The organism is Waterburya sp., assembly GCF_058530065.1.
This window is the reverse complement of record NZ_JBZNBU010000248.1, coordinates 1-17,681: the sequence shown is the minus strand read 5'-3', so window position 1 is coordinate 17,681 and position 17,681 is coordinate 1. Positions and strand designations below refer to the sequence as shown.

Annotated in this window: 22 protein-coding genes; 21 read left to right on the top strand and 1 reads right to left on the bottom strand. The window is 39.7% G+C overall.

All coding sequences use genetic code 11. From position 1 onward, the window contains the following. From nifN to AC33VI_RS14755, 21 genes are all read left to right on the top strand, one after another. A partial coding sequence (nifN, locus tag AC33VI_RS14855) for a nitrogenase iron-molybdenum cofactor biosynthesis protein NifN (protein ID WP_491783045.1) occupies positions 1-870 on the top strand: 870 nt, incomplete at its 5' end. Positions 871-921: 51 nt separating this feature from the next. Beyond that, positions 922-1,389 carry a DUF269 domain-containing protein gene (locus AC33VI_RS14850; protein WP_491783044.1) on the top strand — a complete coding sequence of 156 codons (468 nt, stop codon included), beginning with the start codon at positions 922-924 and terminating at the stop codon, positions 1,387-1,389. Between the two features lie 74 nt (positions 1,390-1,463). After that, positions 1,464-1,862: a nitrogen fixation protein NifX gene (gene nifX / locus AC33VI_RS14845; RefSeq protein ID WP_491783043.1), complete on the top strand. Its 399-nt coding sequence runs from the start codon at positions 1,464-1,466 to the stop codon at positions 1,860-1,862. A gap of 85 nt (positions 1,863-1,947) precedes the next feature. After that, complete coding sequence (locus AC33VI_RS14840; RefSeq protein ID WP_491783042.1) at positions 1,948-2,421, top strand: NifX-associated nitrogen fixation protein; 474 nt, start codon at positions 1,948-1,950, stop codon at positions 2,419-2,421. 36 nt (positions 2,422-2,457) lie between these two features. Beyond that, the gene (locus tag AC33VI_RS14835; RefSeq protein ID WP_491783041.1) at positions 2,458-2,709 is read left to right on the top strand and encodes a CCE_0567 family metalloprotein; all 252 of its coding nucleotides are present in this window, start codon (positions 2,458-2,460) and stop codon (positions 2,707-2,709) included. A 38-nt stretch (positions 2,710-2,747) separates the two neighbouring features. Beyond that, positions 2,748-3,095 carry a nitrogenase-stabilizing/protective protein NifW gene (gene nifW, locus AC33VI_RS14830; protein ID WP_491783040.1) on the top strand — a complete coding sequence of 116 codons (348 nt, stop codon included), beginning with the start codon at positions 2,748-2,750 and terminating at the stop codon, positions 3,093-3,095. Positions 3,096-3,131: 36 nt separating this feature from the next. Then, positions 3,132-3,923 (top strand): HesA/MoeB/ThiF family protein, encoded by a 792-nt coding sequence (locus tag AC33VI_RS14825; protein WP_491783039.1) that lies wholly within the window; start codon positions 3,132-3,134, stop codon positions 3,921-3,923. Positions 3,924-4,020: 97 nt separating this feature from the next. Beyond that, positions 4,021-4,386 (top strand): HesB/IscA family protein, encoded by a 366-nt coding sequence (locus AC33VI_RS14820; RefSeq protein ID WP_491783038.1) that lies wholly within the window; start codon positions 4,021-4,023, stop codon positions 4,384-4,386. Positions 4,387-4,428: 42 nt separating this feature from the next. After that, the gene (locus tag AC33VI_RS14815) at positions 4,429-4,743 is read left to right on the top strand and encodes a 2Fe-2S iron-sulfur cluster-binding protein (RefSeq protein ID WP_491783037.1); all 315 of its coding nucleotides are present in this window, start codon (positions 4,429-4,431) and stop codon (positions 4,741-4,743) included. Positions 4,744-4,872: 129 nt separating this feature from the next. Continuing rightward, positions 4,873-5,235: a hypothetical protein gene (locus AC33VI_RS14810; RefSeq protein WP_491783036.1), complete on the top strand. Its 363-nt coding sequence runs from the start codon at positions 4,873-4,875 to the stop codon at positions 5,233-5,235. 116 nt (positions 5,236-5,351) lie between these two features. Continuing rightward, a complete protein-coding gene (locus AC33VI_RS14805; RefSeq protein WP_491783035.1) occupies positions 5,352-5,693 on the top strand; it encodes a hypothetical protein in 342 nt (113 codons plus the stop codon). A gap of 34 nt (positions 5,694-5,727) precedes the next feature. Further along, on the top strand, positions 5,728-5,946 hold the full coding sequence (locus tag AC33VI_RS14800) for a hypothetical protein (protein WP_491783034.1): 219 nt from the start codon (positions 5,728-5,730) through the stop codon (positions 5,944-5,946). A 127-nt stretch (positions 5,947-6,073) separates the two neighbouring features. Continuing rightward, positions 6,074-6,697, top strand: a complete 624-nt coding sequence (locus AC33VI_RS14795; RefSeq protein ID WP_491783033.1) for a FeoB small GTPase domain-containing protein — start codon at positions 6,074-6,076, stop codon at positions 6,695-6,697. Continuing rightward, entirely contained in the window at positions 6,663-8,105 is a 1,443-nt protein-coding gene (locus AC33VI_RS14790; RefSeq protein ID WP_491783032.1) for a nucleoside recognition domain-containing protein, read from the top strand. The genes AC33VI_RS14795 and AC33VI_RS14790 overlap by 35 nt, the downstream gene beginning before the upstream one ends. Before the next feature lies 1 nt (position 8,106). After that, a complete protein-coding gene (locus tag AC33VI_RS14785; protein ID WP_491783031.1) occupies positions 8,107-8,361 on the top strand; it encodes a FeoA family protein in 255 nt (84 codons plus the stop codon). Between the two features lie 73 nt (positions 8,362-8,434). Continuing rightward, positions 8,435-9,268 (top strand): molybdate ABC transporter substrate-binding protein, encoded by an 834-nt coding sequence (gene modA, locus AC33VI_RS14780; protein WP_491783030.1) that lies wholly within the window; start codon positions 8,435-8,437, stop codon positions 9,266-9,268. Between the two features lie 41 nt (positions 9,269-9,309). After that, complete coding sequence (locus tag AC33VI_RS14775) at positions 9,310-9,909, top strand: class I SAM-dependent methyltransferase (protein ID WP_491783029.1); 600 nt, start codon at positions 9,310-9,312, stop codon at positions 9,907-9,909. 72 nt (positions 9,910-9,981) lie between these two features. Continuing rightward, a complete protein-coding gene (gene modB, locus AC33VI_RS14770) occupies positions 9,982-11,838 on the top strand; it encodes a molybdate ABC transporter permease subunit (protein ID WP_491783028.1) in 1,857 nt (618 codons plus the stop codon). 103 nt (positions 11,839-11,941) lie between these two features. Continuing rightward, entirely contained in the window at positions 11,942-12,250 is a 309-nt protein-coding gene (locus AC33VI_RS14765; protein WP_491783027.1) for a hypothetical protein, read from the top strand. A 360-nt stretch (positions 12,251-12,610) separates the two neighbouring features. Beyond that, positions 12,611-15,031 carry a phosphoketolase family protein gene (locus AC33VI_RS14760; RefSeq protein ID WP_491783026.1) on the top strand — a complete coding sequence of 807 codons (2,421 nt, stop codon included), beginning with the start codon at positions 12,611-12,613 and terminating at the stop codon, positions 15,029-15,031. Between the two features lie 329 nt (positions 15,032-15,360). Beyond that, complete coding sequence (locus tag AC33VI_RS14755; RefSeq protein WP_491783025.1) at positions 15,361-16,608, top strand: L-lactate MFS transporter; 1,248 nt, start codon at positions 15,361-15,363, stop codon at positions 16,606-16,608. A gap of 34 nt (positions 16,609-16,642) precedes the next feature. Here AC33VI_RS14755 and AC33VI_RS14750 read toward each other — a convergent pair whose 3' ends face one another. Next, the gene (locus AC33VI_RS14750; protein ID WP_491783024.1) at positions 16,643-17,392 is read right to left on the bottom strand and encodes an SDR family NAD(P)-dependent oxidoreductase; all 750 of its coding nucleotides are present in this window, start codon (positions 17,390-17,392) and stop codon (positions 16,643-16,645) included. Positions 17,393-17,681: the final 289 nt, after the last annotated feature.

The window sequence follows — 17,681 nt, the reverse complement described above, 5'->3', positions numbered from 1 at the left end:
GGTCAACCCGTATCGGTAAGGGCGATTCGCGAATCGCCCCAACAGCAGGTAACGATTCTAGCGGGATCGATGCTTGCACCTGGAGATGTGGAGGAAATTAAAGAAATAGTCGAGGCATTTGGTTTAACCCCTCTAGTTATCCCCGATTTATCTGGTTCGGTAGACGGACATCTGGATGATGATTACAACAGTAAAACCCCTGGTGGTACTTCTCTAGAACAACTACAGCAGTTAGAGCGATCGCTTTTTACCATTGCCATTGGTGAAAGTATGCGTACTGCTGCGTCAACTTTACAGCAAAGATTTGACACTAATTATGAAATCTTACCCCGCTTGGCAGGTTTAGAAGCGGTAGATAAGTTTTTATGGCTGTTGGCACAACTTGCTAATTTTAAAAACAACAATAGCGATTGGCAGTTTAATCCCCAGATTCCTGCTAAATATTTGCGTCAACGTCGTCAGCTACAGGATGCTATCTTAGATACTCATTTCTATCTTGGCGGTAAAAAAGTTTCTCTGGCACTTGAACCAGATTTACTCTATCAAACTAGTTGGTTACTGACCGAAATGGGAGTGGAAATTCAAGCTGCTGTTACTACTACCAAGTCACCTATCTTACAAGAATTGCCAATTGATAATGTAACCATAGGAGATTTAGAAGATTTAGCAGATCTAGCTACTGGTTCAGATTTAATTATTACCAATTCTCAGGGAAAAGGGCTTGCCGACAAGCTGCATATACCTCTATATCGTATGGGCTATCCCATCTACGATCGCCTTGGCAATGGTTCTCGCTGCTTAATTGGTTATCGAGGCACAATGCAATTTTTATTCGACCTCGGAAATATTTTTATTGAAATTGGTCATTAGAAATTAGCCGTTAGCCATCTATTGTTGCTGAATAACAGAGAAGTCTGAAAAATGAATCAAGTTTTAACTCTAGAGAAACCACTACCCACAAGTAATATACAGCATCCTTTTCTCCAAGAATTGATTGGTCAAATTCGTCTAGCAGATACTTTTAATAAATATCGTGACTGGTCTGATGAATTGATACTCAAACAACTAATTATTTCTTTGGAACACAATGCTGAAGTCTCCAAAAATCTCAATCTGAATCCCGTTCATCAGCTTTTAAACAATGCTTTTTATCAAGCAATTGGCAATAATATTCAGCGACAAACAGGGCATAGTACAGAAACTTATGTTCATCTCCGAAATAGGGAATTTAGTTCTGCTGTTATTTTTTGTGGTGGAGTTTTAGTTTTAAATTCATTAATTTCTGGCTACAAAAACTTTAAATTCCTCTCTATACAGGAACTAATAGAAACAGCAGAAAAAAGTATCCATGAAGCTGTTATTAAAGCTAGCTATTATTTAGATTTTTGATTTTTTGTTTTTTACTATTTGCCAACACAAGTTATGGCTAGCTAACTACTAATCATTAACCACTAACTAAAATCATGAAAGTTGCTTTTGCTACCCAAGATAATGTTCATATCAATGCTCACTTTGGTTGGGCTAAAAAAGTTGATGTTTATGATGTTGATGCCAATGGTTATAACTTCCTCAACACTGTTGAGTTTGGCGGAAACCTCAAAGAAGATGGTAACGAAGATAAATTAGTTCCCAAAGTAAAAGCAGTTGCCGACTGTACGATTGTTTACGTTTCAGCGATTGGAGGGAGTGCTGCATCTCGTCTTTTAAAGAATAATATTACCCCCCTCAAAGCGGAAAATCAAGACGATGAAATTACCGATGTTCTTGATATTTTGGTCAAGACATTGGGTAATCCTCCCCCTTGGTTACGAAAAGCTTTAGGACAGAAAAAAAGTTTTGATTTTGATGATGAAGAAGAATAACACTAAGTAATAAGTAATAAGTAGTAACTCAATATTACCCACTACCTACTAACCACTAACCACTAACCACTAACCACTAACAATCATGACTACAACAACTACCCCAGAAACTACTACCAACATTATTGAAGAAAGTACTTTTCTTAAAGAATTAGTTCTACAAGTGCGCGCTCAAGATAGTTATGGTGTTTATCGCACTTGGAAAGATGAATTAGTAATTGCCAATTTTGTAGTTAGCAAAGAAAAGAAAAGCAAAATTTCTGTGGAAGGGGATGTTGACCCCGCTACTCAATTAAGAATTCTCTGTTTCTATCGAGCGATCGCAGTTTGTATCGAAAAAGAAACAGGCAAACTCTGTCAAGTTGTTACCGATCTTTCCCACGAAGGCTTTGGTTGGGCGATTGTCTGGACGGGAAAACTAATTGTTTTATCTCGTACTTTACGGGATGCTCAACGCTTTGGCTATCCAAACCTGAAAAAACTAGCTGCTCAAGGTGAAAGACTGGTTGCTTCCGGTATTAAAGCGATCGAGCAGTTTCCCGATGCTGCGAATGGATAATAACCATTACCTACTAACTATTACTCACTAACACCAATGGTTCAAACTACTATCACTACCCCAACCCCCGAAGCTGTTGCCGAATTAAAAAAAAGAGTCAGACGGCTTAACAGTAAGGCGGGTCAAATGAAAATGGATCTCCACGATCTTGCTGAAGGTTTGCCGACTGACTATGAAACATTAATTGAGGAAGCAACCAAAACTTACGAAATCTTTCGTCAACTAACTGAACTCAAACAGCAACTAAAAACTTGGGAAGCACAGTTGTCTCAAACTAATTCTAATTAATCTAAAATTTTGAGCAAAATTATTAAAGGAGCGCAAAAATGACCATAACTGAAACTACACCAAAAACTTTGACAACATTCAAAAGCCTGACCGATGCAGAGGATTATTTACAATTTTTTGATATCGAATATGATCGCGATTTTGTAAATATTAATCGTCTCCATATTTTAAAAAAGTTTTCTGGCTTGATTAAGGAAGTAGATGCTGCTTTCCCTGGTGTTAGTGAAGCAGAGATTCTCGAAAAATATGGCTTGGCTTTAGAAGAAGCTTATCAAGTTTTCTTAACCTCTAGTCCTTTGGAAACCAAGTTATTTAAAGTATTCCAAAGCAAACCGAAAAACTTTGTTTCTTTAGAAGAACTTGAGCAAAAAGCAGAAGGAAAATAATTGTCAGCCAATGACAAAAAACAATAGAGGACAATTATGTTGACACCAAAAGAACTAGAACGCTATAGCCGACAAATCCAACTGCCCGATCTGGGAGAAGAGGGACAACAAGCCTTGAAAAATACTACTGCTTTGGTTTCTGGAGTCGGTGGTTTAGGTGGCACTGTAGCTCTTTACCTAGCGGTTGCTGGCATTGGCAAGTTGATTCTAGTTCGCGGTGGCGGATTGCGTCTTGACGATATGAACCGTCAGATTTTGATGACGGATAACTGGGTAGGTAAGCCTAGGGTTACTAAAGCCAAGGAAACTCTGCAACAGATTAATCCCGATGTCGAGGTTGAAGCGATCGCCGAATACATTAACCCAGAAAACGTCGATGCTTTAGTACAACGTACTGATATTGCTCTCAGTTGCGCCCACAATTTTCCCGAACGGGATTTACTTAATGCTGCCTGCGTGCGCTGGAACAAGCCGATGGTAGAAGCTGCCATGAACAGCATGGAGGCATATCTAACCACAATTGTCCCTGGTAAAACCCCCTGTCTTTCTTGTCTATTTCCTGAAAAACCTGACTGGGATCGCCGAGCCTTTGGGGTACTCGGTGCAGTTTCTGGCACTCTCGCCTGTCTGAGTGCCTTGGAGGCGATCAAGCTAATTACAGGATTGGGTAAACCTCTTTTAGGGCAGTTACTCAATATGGATTTAGCTAACGTTGAGTTTCAAAAGCTTCATACATACAAAGATCCTGACTGTCCAGTATGCGGTCAGAAGGCAGGAGGCAGGAGGCAGGAGGCAGTAGGTAGCGAACAGTTAGCAGTTAACAGTTAATAGTTAACAGTTAGTAATTACCAACTCCCCATATTTCCCTATTTTCCTATTCCCCTAACAACTAACCACCAACAACTAACCAAACAGGAGAAAAACTATGTCCATAACCTTAACTGAAAAAGCAGCCTTCAGACTTCGTACTTTTATCCGTGCGGGGAATGAAACTACCACTCAAAAAGGTGTTCGCTTTGCAGCAGTCGATGGTGGCTGTAGTGGGTTTGAATACGCGTTAGATATAGTCGATCGCCCTGAAGCAGACGATCTGGTCTTTGAACAAGACAGAATCAATATCTATTTAGATCGCAAAAGCGCACCTTTCTTAAATGGCATTATCGTTGATTTTGTCGAAAGTTTAACTCAAGCTGGTTTTACTTTTGAAAATCCTAATGCTACTGGTGGTTGTGGCTGCGGTAAGTCTTTCTCTGTCGAAGAAGGAACTCCTGAAGCTGTGCCTTGTAGTTAGTCATTGCTCATTAATCGTTAATTATTCAAGAGGAGAAAAATTATGGGTACTACATACAAAGTTCGTCTGATTAAAGGCAAACGTAAAAAACCCCCTGAAGTTGATGTCACTATTGAAGTTCCTGAAGATGAGTATATTCTTGATGCAGCTGAGGAACAAGATCTAGAGTTACCTTCCTCTTGTCGTTCTGGGGCTTGTTCCAGTTGCGTTGGCAGAATTGTGGAAGGAGAAGTAGATCAAGAAGATCAAAGTTTTTTAGATGACAATCAAATTGAGAAAGGATACGTATTGCTTTGTGTAGCATATCCTAAATCTGATTGCACGATCAAAACTCATCAAGAGGCATATTTGGTTTAGGTTGTCATTAGTTGTTAGTCGTTAGTCATTAGTCGTTGGTAATTAGTTATTAACTATGAACAACAACGAAGGACAGAATACAAAGGATGTTATCCCCTTGTGGTACAAAAAACCAAGAACAAAAAAACGATGACTAACAACAAAAAAACCTGGAAACTAGTTATTTACAAAACTGGGATTTGGTTAGCTGCTGAAATTTGGCTAAATCTTATCGGATTAGATAACATCGCTGACTATAGCGAATTCATTTTTGCTCAAGATTCAGCCTTAGATAAAAAAAATCGACGAACAGTTAAAGTTATCGAGTATCCACCCCAGTTTTGTCCTCAAATAGATGATTTTTGTCCTATCCCAGGAACTATAACTAAACCAATAGATATTGAGCATGATAGTTGTAAATCAAAAGTAGAGATATTTAATAATAAATGTCGGCAACTCATAAAACCTTGTATTAAAGTGATGTGTTTGACGATAAAAGTAGAAAGTAGATAAGTATAAGTTTTGACAACTATCACCCTTTAAACCCCCAACTATATTTGTAGCAAAGCTATACCCTAGGATAGTGTCACTTGACGAAACTAACTACCAACTATTAACTTCAAACTATCATGATTAGTCGCGAACAATTAGCTAAAGAATACCTAAGAATAATTAATAATTATTATCCCGTAGCAAGCCGATTATTAAATCAATGTCTGGTAAAAATTCTAACTTTAAATAGTAGTCGTTCTAAAGAAATTCATTATTATTTGGGTATTTATTATCCCGATCGCATCGGCAAACCTTTATTAGCTCAACAAAACATATTACACGATGCAGCAGAAAATATGGGACTAGTTGAAGTGATTTTTATTAATGTCAATAATTTAATCAAAGATCCCTATTCCAAGATTAGACAGCAAGACTTTCGCTTTTGGTTAGAATTATGTTGGCTGGCAAGCGAAGGATAAATAATTAATAATTAATAATTTAAGAGGTAATAAAATGTTTCTTTATTTATTGGTATTATCAACAATTATGGGAATTATTTTGCTGAGCATTCACGACCGCGATGAAATTCATAAGTTAATGGCTTGGCTATCGGGAATGTTAGCTTTATTTTGCATTTTTATTTTAACTCCACCTTTAGTCAAGGCTGGATTAGGTGCAATCTTTTTTATTATTGGGCATAAAGTTTTTCCCCTTCATAATAGCTTGAGGTGATTTGACTAATGAATAATGAATAGTTAGTAATTATTTACGAAAGATTTATAAGAGTATTTTGTATCTAGATTTACGGACAAAAAAATAATATTTCAAATATTATAAATATAGTAAATGAATAAGAAAAATGGATTGTCACGGTTGTCGAGAAAGTTGTCATCCAAAAAGTAAAAAAAAATCCTGGAATTTATTGAGTTTCGGCTCTAATAAAACTAAAAAAAACCATGTAATTAGCTCTCAAGCTACAGTGGCTTTAGTTGGTTCTCCTAATGTAGGTAAAAGTTTATTATTCAACCTATTAACTGGTACTTATGCGACCGTTGCCAACTATCCTGGTACAACAGTAGAAGTAGCTCGTGGATATCGAGTAATAGCAGGTAAGAAAATTACTTTTTTAGATACCCCTGGAATGTATTCTTTAATTCCCATTACGGAAGAAGAAAGTGTTGCTAGAAATTTAATTACTGACGAACCAGTAGATTTAGTAATTCATGTGGTTGATGCCAAACACTTAAGCAGAATGCTAAATCTAACTTTGCAATTAATTGAAACTAAATTACCCGTACTGCTAGTAGTCAACATGATTGATGAGGCAGAAAAATTGGGGATTTGGATTAATGAAAATCAATTGTCCCATCGTCTTAATATTCCTGTGGTTGCTATGGCAACAGCGCAAAAAGTAGGACTGAAAAAATTAATTGCCCAGGTAGCAGATTATGTCCCCTCAAATTCTCTATCCCTCACCCATTGAAGCTGCCATTAGTCGCATTGAATTATTACTCGACGAACGATGGCAGGATCTGATTTCGCGACGCAGTATCGCTCTATTGTTATTGCAACAAGATTCCAGGATGCGATCGCAACTACAGCAACAGTCTTATTTTCCTGAGATAGAACGCATTATTGCCGAAACTCAGGCAAGTATGACCGAATCCTTGACTTATGCGATCTCCCAAGCTCGCCATCAAGCTGCGATGGAGATCGATCGCGATGCGACGGTAAACCTACGTCAAAGACCAATAGTTGAAGATGAATGGCTGCATAATTTAATGGTTCACCCCATCACAGGTATTCCGATATTACTTTTAATTCTTTATTTTGGGGTTTATCAGTTTGTCGGGGTATTTGCTGGGGGAACTTTAGTTGATGGGATCGAAGGATTTTTTGAGTCTCAAATTAATCCGCTGGTTAATACCATCGTGGCGAATATCTTTCCCTGGCAAGTTATCCAAGATTTATTGGCTAACGACTATGGCATTATTACTTTAGGAATTCGTTATGCAGTGGCAATTGTCTTACCTATCGTCACCACCTTCTTTTTAATGTTTTCCTTACTGGAAGATAGCGGTTATTTACCCCGTCTATCTTTTTTGCTGGATCGCTTATTTAAAACCATTGGACTGTCAGGGCGAGCGGTCATTCCCTTAATCTTAGGGTTAGGTTGCGGTACGATGGCGACTTTAGTTACCCGCACTTTAGAAAGCAAACGAGAACGGATTATTGCCACATTTTTATTGGCTTTAACTATTCCCTGTTCGGCACAGTTAGGGGTGATTTTAGCTTTACTTTCCCAAGAACCTGCGGCATTGTTTATTTGGGCTACGGTAATGATGGGAATTTTCCTCAGTATTGGCTTTTTGGCAGGGAAAATAATTCCTGGGGAGTCTTCCTGCTTTTATATGGAAATACCTCCTTTGAGGCTACCCCGCATCCCAGCCATATTAACCAAAACCTACGTGCGTCTTAAATGGTATTTCTGGGAAATTATGCCCTTGTTTATCTTTGCTTCAGTCTTAATTTGGTTGGGCAAGCTGACAGGGTTATTTGACTTGATTGTTAGGGGATTAGAACCAGTGATGGTGTGGTTGGGATTGCCAGCAGCAGCAGCACCGACCTTTTTATATGGTTTTTTCCGTCGCGACTACGGCGCAGCAGGAATGTTTGACTTACATTCTTCGGGCATTTTAACGGGACAACAATTAGTTGTGGCAGCGGTAACCCTCACTTTATTTATCCCCTGCGTGGCACAACTGCAATTTATGTTTAAAGAACGAGGAGTCAAACATACGATCGCGATCGCCAGTTTTGTGGTGTTATTTGCCTTTTCTTTGGGCTATCTACTCAATCAATTACTAACTATTATGGAGCTTAGTTTTTAAAATGGTTTCTCAAGGTTTTTCCGTCCACTACTGCCCCCTAGACCGTTTGGGAACAAAAACCCAAGGTACGATCGCTGCCATTAGAAATAAAGACGAAAAAATTGTCAAAAAATTATTGGCAATGGGGGTGCATACGGGGATGCAAATTACTCTCGAACAAAGATTTCCCTCTTTTGCAATTAGAGTAGGGCGAACGCGAATTGCCATTGACAAGGATATTGCTAATTCGATAAAGGTTAGGGTGGTTAGTCATTAATAGTTAGTTATTAGTTATTAGTTATTAGTCATGAGTTGTTGGTTGTTTATGCAAAGGATAAAAGACAAAAAAAATGATGATAAATTCTAAAAAAATTCTGGGATTTCTAACTCTTAGTGTCTTGTCATTATTCTTAGTGGTGGGATGCGATCGCCTTGCCGATCTCAAACTAGAAAATCCCAGCCAAGCTACCCCATCAACTCAGCTAATTGTCTCCGCAGCAGCTAGCTTAAAAACCGTAATGGAAGAAATTAAACCCATATACGAACAAAATTATCCTGGAACGGAAATAATCTACAATTTTGCTTCTTCTGGCTCATTACAGCGTCAAATTGAGCAAGGTGCGCCTGTAGATGTTTTTATTTCTGCTGCTAAAAATAAGATGGACGACTTGGAAAAACAGGATTTATTACTCACAGAAACTCGCCAAGACTTATTGACCAACCAAATAGTTTTAATTACACCAACCAACAATAATAAAAATCAACCTAAGCTGAAGGATTTTAAAGATCTAACTACTCAGCAAATCGATAAAATTGCTTTGGGAGAACCAAGTAGCGTTCCTGCGGGCAAATATGCTCAAGAAGTACTCAATTCTTTGGGAATTGCCGATCCCGTTAACGATCGGGCTATTTATGCCAAAGATGTACGTCAAATTGTTAATTATGTAGCTACAGGTAATGTAGATGCGGGAATTGTTTATCGCACCGATGCCCAAGTTGCCGATAATGTCGAAATAGTAGCGATCGCCCCTGAAACCAGCCATTCTCCCGTAATTTATCCCATTGCCGCCATGAAAGATAGCACTCGTCCTAAGCCTGCGATCGAATTAATAGAGTTTTTAACCAATCCAGAAACACGGGCGGTATTTAAAGAGTATGGGTTTTTAACAATAAGTAATAAGTAATGAGTAATAAGTAATAAGTAATAAGTAATGAGTAATAAGTAATGAGTAATGAACAATTAACTAGTAAAAGAGATTGGAATGCTTATTATGATGCGGTAGCCAATCGTCCACCACGGAAAACGATTTTAACTGCCCTAGCAGCTTTTGATAAACCAGGTATAGCGGTGGATCTCGGTTGTGGAGATGGTAGAGATACCATAGAAATCTTGAGACAGAATTGGTCGGTATTAGCAATCGATCGCGAACCCGATGCCATTACTCGTTTACTAGCTCGTCCGAATATTAATAGTCTACAGTTAACTACCGAAATAGTAAGTTTTGAAGAATTAGAACTTCCCGAAACAGTAGATTTAATCAATGCTAGCTTTTGTCTGCCGTTTTGCGATCCCGCAGCTTTCCCTAGCTTATGGAACAAGATATTTAATTCTTTAGCTAATGGTGGCAGATTTAGCGGACATTTATTTGGCGATCGCGATTCTTGGAGTGGTAATGAATTAATTAATACTTTTACGCGATCGCAAGTGGAAACTCTACTACAGCCTTATGCGATCGAACTCTTAGAAGAAGGAGAACACCCAGGACAAACCCCTCTAGGAGAAGATCGAGACTGGCACATCTTTCATATTGTGGCACGGAAATAAATTTACCCAAAATTGTACGGGCGGTTCGCGACGCGAAGCTAGTCCTTTAGGGCGAACCGCCCCCTACCAAAAATGACCGACTTAACCCCCATTTGGATATCCCTCAAAACTGCCACTACTGCTACAGTGATTACTTTTTTCCTGGGCATTTTGGCAGCGCGGTGGATGTTGAGCTATCGAGGGAAATCTAAGGGCTTGATTGAAGGTTTATTAACTGCCCCTTTGGTACTCCCGCCTACAGTGGTGGGATTTTTATTACTATTATTGTTTGGCAGAAATGGCTTTATCGGTCAAATCTTAGACTCTTTTGGCGTTACGGTAATTTTCTCTTGGTATGCTACCGTTATCGCTTCCACGGTAGTCGCTTTTCCCCTGATGTATAAGACGGCATTGTCCGCATTTAAACAAATCGATGCTAATTTATTTGCCTGTGCCAGAACTTTAGGGGCAACAGAAAATCGCATTTTTTGGCAGATTATGCTGCCCTTAGCCAAACCTGGGTTGATTGCTGGTACTTTACTTTCTTTTGCTCGTGCTTTGGGGGAATTTGGGGCAACCTTGATGTTAGCAGGTTCGATCCCTGGTAAAACTGAAACTATCCCCATTGCCATTTTCTTTGCAGCCGAAGGCGGCGAGATGGATCGGGCATTGTTGCTAGTAGTTATCATGCTGGCAATTTCCCTGGGGGTAATTACGGTGGTTAATTATGAAACGGAGAGCGGAAAAGGCAGGGGGCAGAGGCGCAAGGGAGATCTTTTTGATTTAATTTGGAAGTTTATTGCTTTTTTAGTCGAGCGCAAGATAGTTAAGGATCGGCAAAAGTCAATTGATTATCCCGTACCCAAAACCAAAATTGAATTAATTGTCAATATCCAAAAACAGTTACCAGGGTTTTTCTTAAATGTCGCGTTTAATACCGATCAAACACCATTGGGTTTATTAGGTGGTTCGGGGGCGGGTAAAAGCTTGATCTTGCGCTGTATCGCGGGTTTAGATACTCCAGATAAAGGGCGAATCGTTTTGAATGGTCGGGTTTTATTTGATTCAGAAAAAGGAATAAATTTACCATCGCGCGATCGCGCCTGTGGTGTCTTATTTCAAAATTATGCCCTCTTTCCCCATCTAACTATTGCCGAAAATATTACCTTTGGTATGCCTAATAGGTTATCTCCACGAGAACTCAAACAAGAGATCGAACGACAATTAATTGCAGTAGATCTGCCAGGAATGGGCGATCGCTATCCTAGAGAACTTTCAGGAGGGCAACAACAAAGAGTGGCATTAGCTAGAGCAAAAGCCAGCGAACCAGGAATAATGCTTCTAGACGAACCATTTTCCGCTTTGGATACTTATTTACGAGATAAACAAGAAAAATTGCTCAGAAATAATTTGATTAACTATCAGGGAGCAACTCTATTTATTACCCACAACCTTGAAGAAGCCTATCGAGTATGTCCCAATTTACTCGTAGTAGACAAAGGAAAAGCGATCGCATCTGGCACGAAACAAGATATCTTTGAACGCCCTGGCAATTTTAGAACCGCCCAACTAACAGGATGTAAAAACTTCTCCCGCGCTGTGGCAATATCTACAACCCAAATTAAAGCGATCGATTGGAACTGCACCCTAAAAGTAATCGAATCAATCCCAGAATCTCTGGCTTATGTAGGCATTCGCGCCCATCAACTAGTTTTTCCCAATGATAACGATAAGATTAAGATTAATACTTTTCCCTGTTGGTTAGCTACAATTAGCGAAACTCAACATCGTATGACTTTATATCTCACCATAAATCGAGCTGCTAACGATCCCGAAGATTATCATCTACAGGCAGAAGTTTTTAAGGCGCAGTGGCAATTATTAAAAGATAGTCCTTTTCCTTGGAACATACATCTCGATATTTTACGAATTATTTTATTAAAAAACTAGTTTTTAAAATATAGTTTAATTGTTGCATTAGTAACATTAATTAAATAAATAGATGGTAATTTGATTATTAGATAGTTCTGCACTTCATTTATCAAAAAAAATTATGGATTGTCACAAACCTGTTTTCTCTACAAACGACACTTCAGTTATTTCTACGGTTAGAAATTTACATTCCTACTTTCGGAATCTTCAAGCCTACTATAAAGTTTTGAAAGGTCAAGTAATCAGTCGATTAGAGTATAACGAAGATCCCCAAATAGTTGATGATTTGAACTCTCAATTGTGTGAAATTAATCGTAAGCTCAGATACATTCATATTCTCAATAACTCCGCATCTACTGTAGATGAAGTAATTCATCTAGTAGAAATCAGAGATGAATTCTGTCTTTCTAAAGAAACTGTCAAAAGTTGATTGGGCAAAAACTTTGCTATAAAAAGTAAACACAAAAATTCTATTTTCTCTCAAAAGACAAAAAATATAACGAGAATATTAAGATTTTTTTGCTTAAGCGAAAGATGTTATTAGCTTTAATATGTCACTAAAATAACTTTGAGGACTATCATCCAGATCTTCTTTAATGTGTTATTAAATAATGTGTCTAAAGACATATATCTGAGATTGGAATTGAATTAGCTGAAAGTAACCATTGTTGCTGTCTAATTTAATTTTTGTCAGTATTAATAAGATGTTAATACTCGCGATTTACAATCGGCAATTAGAGTAACAAATTGCTGTATTTGCCAAGAAGAAACTCTCCACACCAACAATACTATGGTCTCTACTCCAATTTCCCAGAACATCCCATCTGAATCAGTTCTATCACCAGAAGAACTCCGCAAAATACACGCTTACTGGCGCGCTTGTAATTATCTTGCCATTGGCATGATTTACCTGCGGGATAATCCTTTACTCAAAGAGCCTTTAAAACCAGAACATATCAAGCAGCGTTTACTAGGACACTGGGGTTCGTCTCCCGCCCTGAGTTTTATTTACGTTCACCTCAATCGCTTGATTAAAAAATACGACCTCAGTGCTTTGTACATTGCAGGACCAGGACATGGCGCGCCTGGAGTATTAGGGCCTGTATATCTTGAAGGAACTTATTCAGAAGTTTATCCCGACAAAAGCGAAGACGCTGAGGGAATGCAAAAATTCTTCAAGCAATTTTCTTTTCCTGGCTATATTGGCAGTCACTGTACTCCTGAAACTCCTGGATCGATCCATGAAGGGGGCGAACTAGGTTATAGCGTTTCCCATGCCTTTGGTGCGGTTTACGATAATCCCGATCTAATTGCTGCTTGTGTGGTCGGTGATGGGGAAGCAGAAACAGGTCCTCTAGCTACCGCTTGGCACTCCAATAAATTCCTCAACCCAGTCCGCGATGGAGCAGTGTTGCCAATTCTTAACCTTAATGGTTACAAGATTGCTAACCCTACTTTACTTTCTCGTATCAGCCACGAAGAATTAGAAAGCCTATTTGTCGGTTATGGTTATACGCCTTATTTTGTTGAAGGTTCTGACCCCGAACTGATGCACAAAGAAATGGCTGCAGTCATGGAAGAATGCGTCTTAAAAATTCGGGAAATTCAGCAAGAAGCTCGCAGTCAAAACAAAGCCTTTCGTCCTCGTTGGCCGATGATTGTCTTGCGTACTCCTAAAGGCTGGACTGGGCCTAAAGATGTAGACGGACATAAGGTAGAAGGATTCTGGAGATCGCACCAAGTTCCAATGGGATCGATGCACTCTAACCCCGAACACGTCAAACTCCTTGAAGAGTGGATGAAGAGTTATAAGCCAGAAGAATTGTTTGATGAAAACGGTACTTTAATTCCCGAACTCAAAGACCTCGCTCCTACTGGTACTTTTCGCATGAGTGCCAACCCTGCTGCCAATGGAGGGGTACTTCGTAAAGAGCTTAAAATGCCCGATTTCCGCGACTATGAAGTTCAGATGGACAAGCCTGGTAAGGTACAGGTAGAAAATACTGGAGTATTGGGTCAATTCTTGCGGGATGTAATGCGCAATAACATGACCAATTTCCGCGTATTTGGCCCCGATGAAACAGCTTCTAACCGTCTGACCGCTATTTATGAAGTAACTAAAAAAACTTGGCTGGCAGATTACTTACCCGAAGATGAAGATGGGTCGCAACTTGCTCCCGACGGTCGGGTAATGGAGATGTTGAGCGAACATACCCTAGAAGGCTGGCTGGAAACTTACTTACTGACTGGCAGACATGGTTTCTTCCACACTTATGAGGCTTTTGTCCACGTGATTGATTCGATGTTTAACCAACACGCCAAATGGTTAGATATTTGTAAAAATCATGTTTCCTGGCGCGCTCCCGTTTCTTCTCTTAATATCATGCTGTCCTCTTTGGTATGGCGACAAGACCACAATGGTTTTTCCCACCAAGATCCTGGGTTTGTGGATTTGGTAACTAATAAAAGTACTGACGTTACCCGCATTTATTTCCCCCCTGATGCTAACTGCTTATTATCTGTGGCAGATCACTGTTTGCGCAGTACGGATTATGTCAACGTAATCGTCTCGGACAAACAAAAACACTTGCAATACCTAACTATGGATGAAGCAATTAAACATTGCACCAAAGGTATTGGCATCTGGGAATGGGCGAGTAATGACGACTGTGGCAAAGAACCCGACGAGCCAGATGTGATTATGGCTTGCTGTGGGGATATTCCCACCATGGAATCTTTGGCTGCTACTGCAATTTTGAGAGAAGAATTCCCCGAACTTAAAGTACGCTTTATCAACGTGGTGGATCTGTACAAACTGCAAACAGAAACCGAACATCCCCACGGTTTATCCAATAAAGAGTTTGACACTTTATTTACCAGCGACAAACCCGTAATCTTTAACTTCCACGGCTATCCTTGGCTGATTCACAAACTAGCTTACCGTCGTACCAATCAAGAACGGATTCACGTTCGCGGTTACAAAGAACAGGGTAATATCAATACTCCTTTGGAACTAGCTATCCTCAACCAAATCGATCGCTTTAACCTAGTGATTGATGTGATCGATCGCGTTCCTAGTTTGGGTTCTCGTGCTGCTTATGTCAGAGAACGCATGAGAGATCAAATCATCGAGAATCTAGCCTACGCTCACGAGCAAGGTATGGATCGCCCAGAAATGGTTAACTGGACTTGGAATCTTGATAACTGTTAATCACTGATTGTTTTTTTATTAGTCATTATTGATTAATGGTTAGTAGGGGCGAATGTTACACCCTCTAGGGTAATTCGCCTCTACAGTAGTTAGCTGCTAAAGACAGAGAAATGGCACAGTTCCAAAGCGACCGAAAGCGCGGCAGTCGTTTCAATTAATTTCCGTAGCCTCTAAATTATCCTTTTTAGGTAAGTTTCAATAAAGTCATTACTCTACCTACTACCTACTACTTACTACCCACTATCTAAAAGCGATTGACCAACGGTACGAAGCGTTAACTTGTCACAAATGGGTAATGGGTAGTATATCCACCTATAGTGACATCAATTATGCTCCATTCACAATTAAAAAATACCGACATATTTGGCTTACCAGCAGAAAAAGGGCGATGGTTACTAATTCCTTTGGGAATGACCGTCTTACTTTGCCTAGGTAGCGTTTATTCCTGGAGTGTCTTTAGAAATACCATAGAAAGTGAATTTAATATTGGTGCAACTCAAAGTCTTTTACCCTACACAGTAGCACTGGTTTTTTATGCTGCCCTCATGCCGATCGCGGGTTTTTATATTCCTCGCCTTGGCACTCGCACCACCACTACTATCGGTGGTATGTTTGTTGGTACGGGATATATTCTTTCTAGTTTCGCCAATAGTATTGAGATGATGACCTTCACCTATGGGTTCATTGCTGGTACTGGAGTGGGGATTGTTTATGGCGTACCAATGGCGGTAGTGGCAAAATGGTTTCCCGATAAAAAAGGATTGGCTGTGGGATTGACAATTATTGGTTTTGGGCTTTCTCCTTTGATAACCGCTCCTTTGGCTAATAGCTTAATCGATATTTATTCAGTTAAACCTACTCTAAGAATTTTAGGTATTGCTTTTACTGCTATTATTTTGTCGATCGCGATCGTCCTGAAAATGCCTCCGACTGATTGGCATCCCCAAAATAATTTAACTACTGAAGCACAAAATAATCAAACTTTTAACTATCCCCCTAAACCCTTAAAAAGTCGCTCTTTCTACGGATTGTGGATTTGCTATGCTATCGGTACTCTAGTAGGTTTGAGTGCGATCGGGATCTCTAGTTCCGTAGGACAAGAAATTATTAATATTAATCCCAAATTGGCAGCCAGCAGCGTTTCCCTGTTTGCCCTGTTCAATGGTCTTAGTCGTCCTTTGTTTGGTTGGTTGAGCGATCGCTTCAAACCTCATTATGTGGCGATCGCTTCCTACACCATAATCTTGATTGCTTGTATCTTGATGTTAAACGCCCAAGAAGGACAAGTTGCTACTTATTTGGTTTCTTTTTGCCTATTTTGGTTTTGTTTGGGAGGCTGGCTGGCGATCGCGCCTACTACTACCCTAAAATTCTTCAACCCCGATCGCTACGCTCAAACTTACGGGTTGGTATTTACCGCTTATGGTGTAGGTGCATTACTCGGCACTATGGCTACAGGACAAATTCGAGATTGGTTTGGCAGCTATATTTATGCCTTTTATCCCATGGCATTGCTAGCAATGATTGGTATTGTAGTAGCGAGTGTTCTACTCAAACGCGATCGCCCATTATTGTAGTTTTAAAGTATCTAAACAGAATTTAGGATCACGACTATATTCGGGTCATACCGCCATCAGCAATAATAGTTTGAGCCGTGAGAAAACGAGCATCTTCAGAAGCTAGGAAGGAAACGATTCCTGCCATATCATTTGGTTCGGCGGTGCGATGAATTGCCTGCATTTGTTTTACCATATCAAACATCTGTGGTGGTATGCCTTTTTCGGTTGTACCAGTACGGACTAAACCAGGAGCGATCGCATTAACGGTAATACCTGCATCCGCTACTTCTGAAGCTAAAGCGCGAGTCAAGCCAATGACTCCCATTTTAGCTGCGGTATAGTGAGTGACATTTGGTGATACTGCCCAACAAACGTTGGAAGAGACGTTGATAATTCGTCCCCAATTGTTTTGCTCCATTATTGGCACAAAAGCTTTACAGGTCAAAAAAACAGCATCCAGATTAACCGAGAATATTTTCCGCCAGTCTTGGTACTCCATTTCTTGAAAAGATTGAAAAGGATAAATACCTGCATTATTAATCAAAATATCGCAGCGTCCCAACTCAGATTTTACAGTTTCTCCTAATGCCTTAACATCTTCGGGGGAGGTAACATCGCAAGCTTGGGCTATCGCTTTGCTGCCAGCAGCTTCTACCATTGTTTTAGTCTCTGTAGCTGGATGTCTCGATACCAAAACCAATTGCGCTCCTTCACTTGCTAAACGCACGGCATATTCTTGTCCCATGCCCGAGGATGCACCAGTGATTACGGCAACCTTACCTTGGTGTTTTGTTTGATTCATTATTTTAAATCCTCTTTATTTTGTATATCTGGTCAGAGAACATCTGAGATCCCTCGCCAGGCATTCTATTAGTAGATTATTGAACGCAGATCGCTAATTTCCTCGCTGCTATTGCCAAAATCAGCCCGAAATCAATTGGTCAAAGCTCACTATAGTCGTTCTAATTAATTTCCGTACTATCTCAGTAATTTGTTCGGGGGATTAGGGATTAGGGGTTAGGGATTAGGGAGCAATAATTAGTACATATTTTCGTATGGTTCTTATTAGGAATGACTATACTTAAAATTTT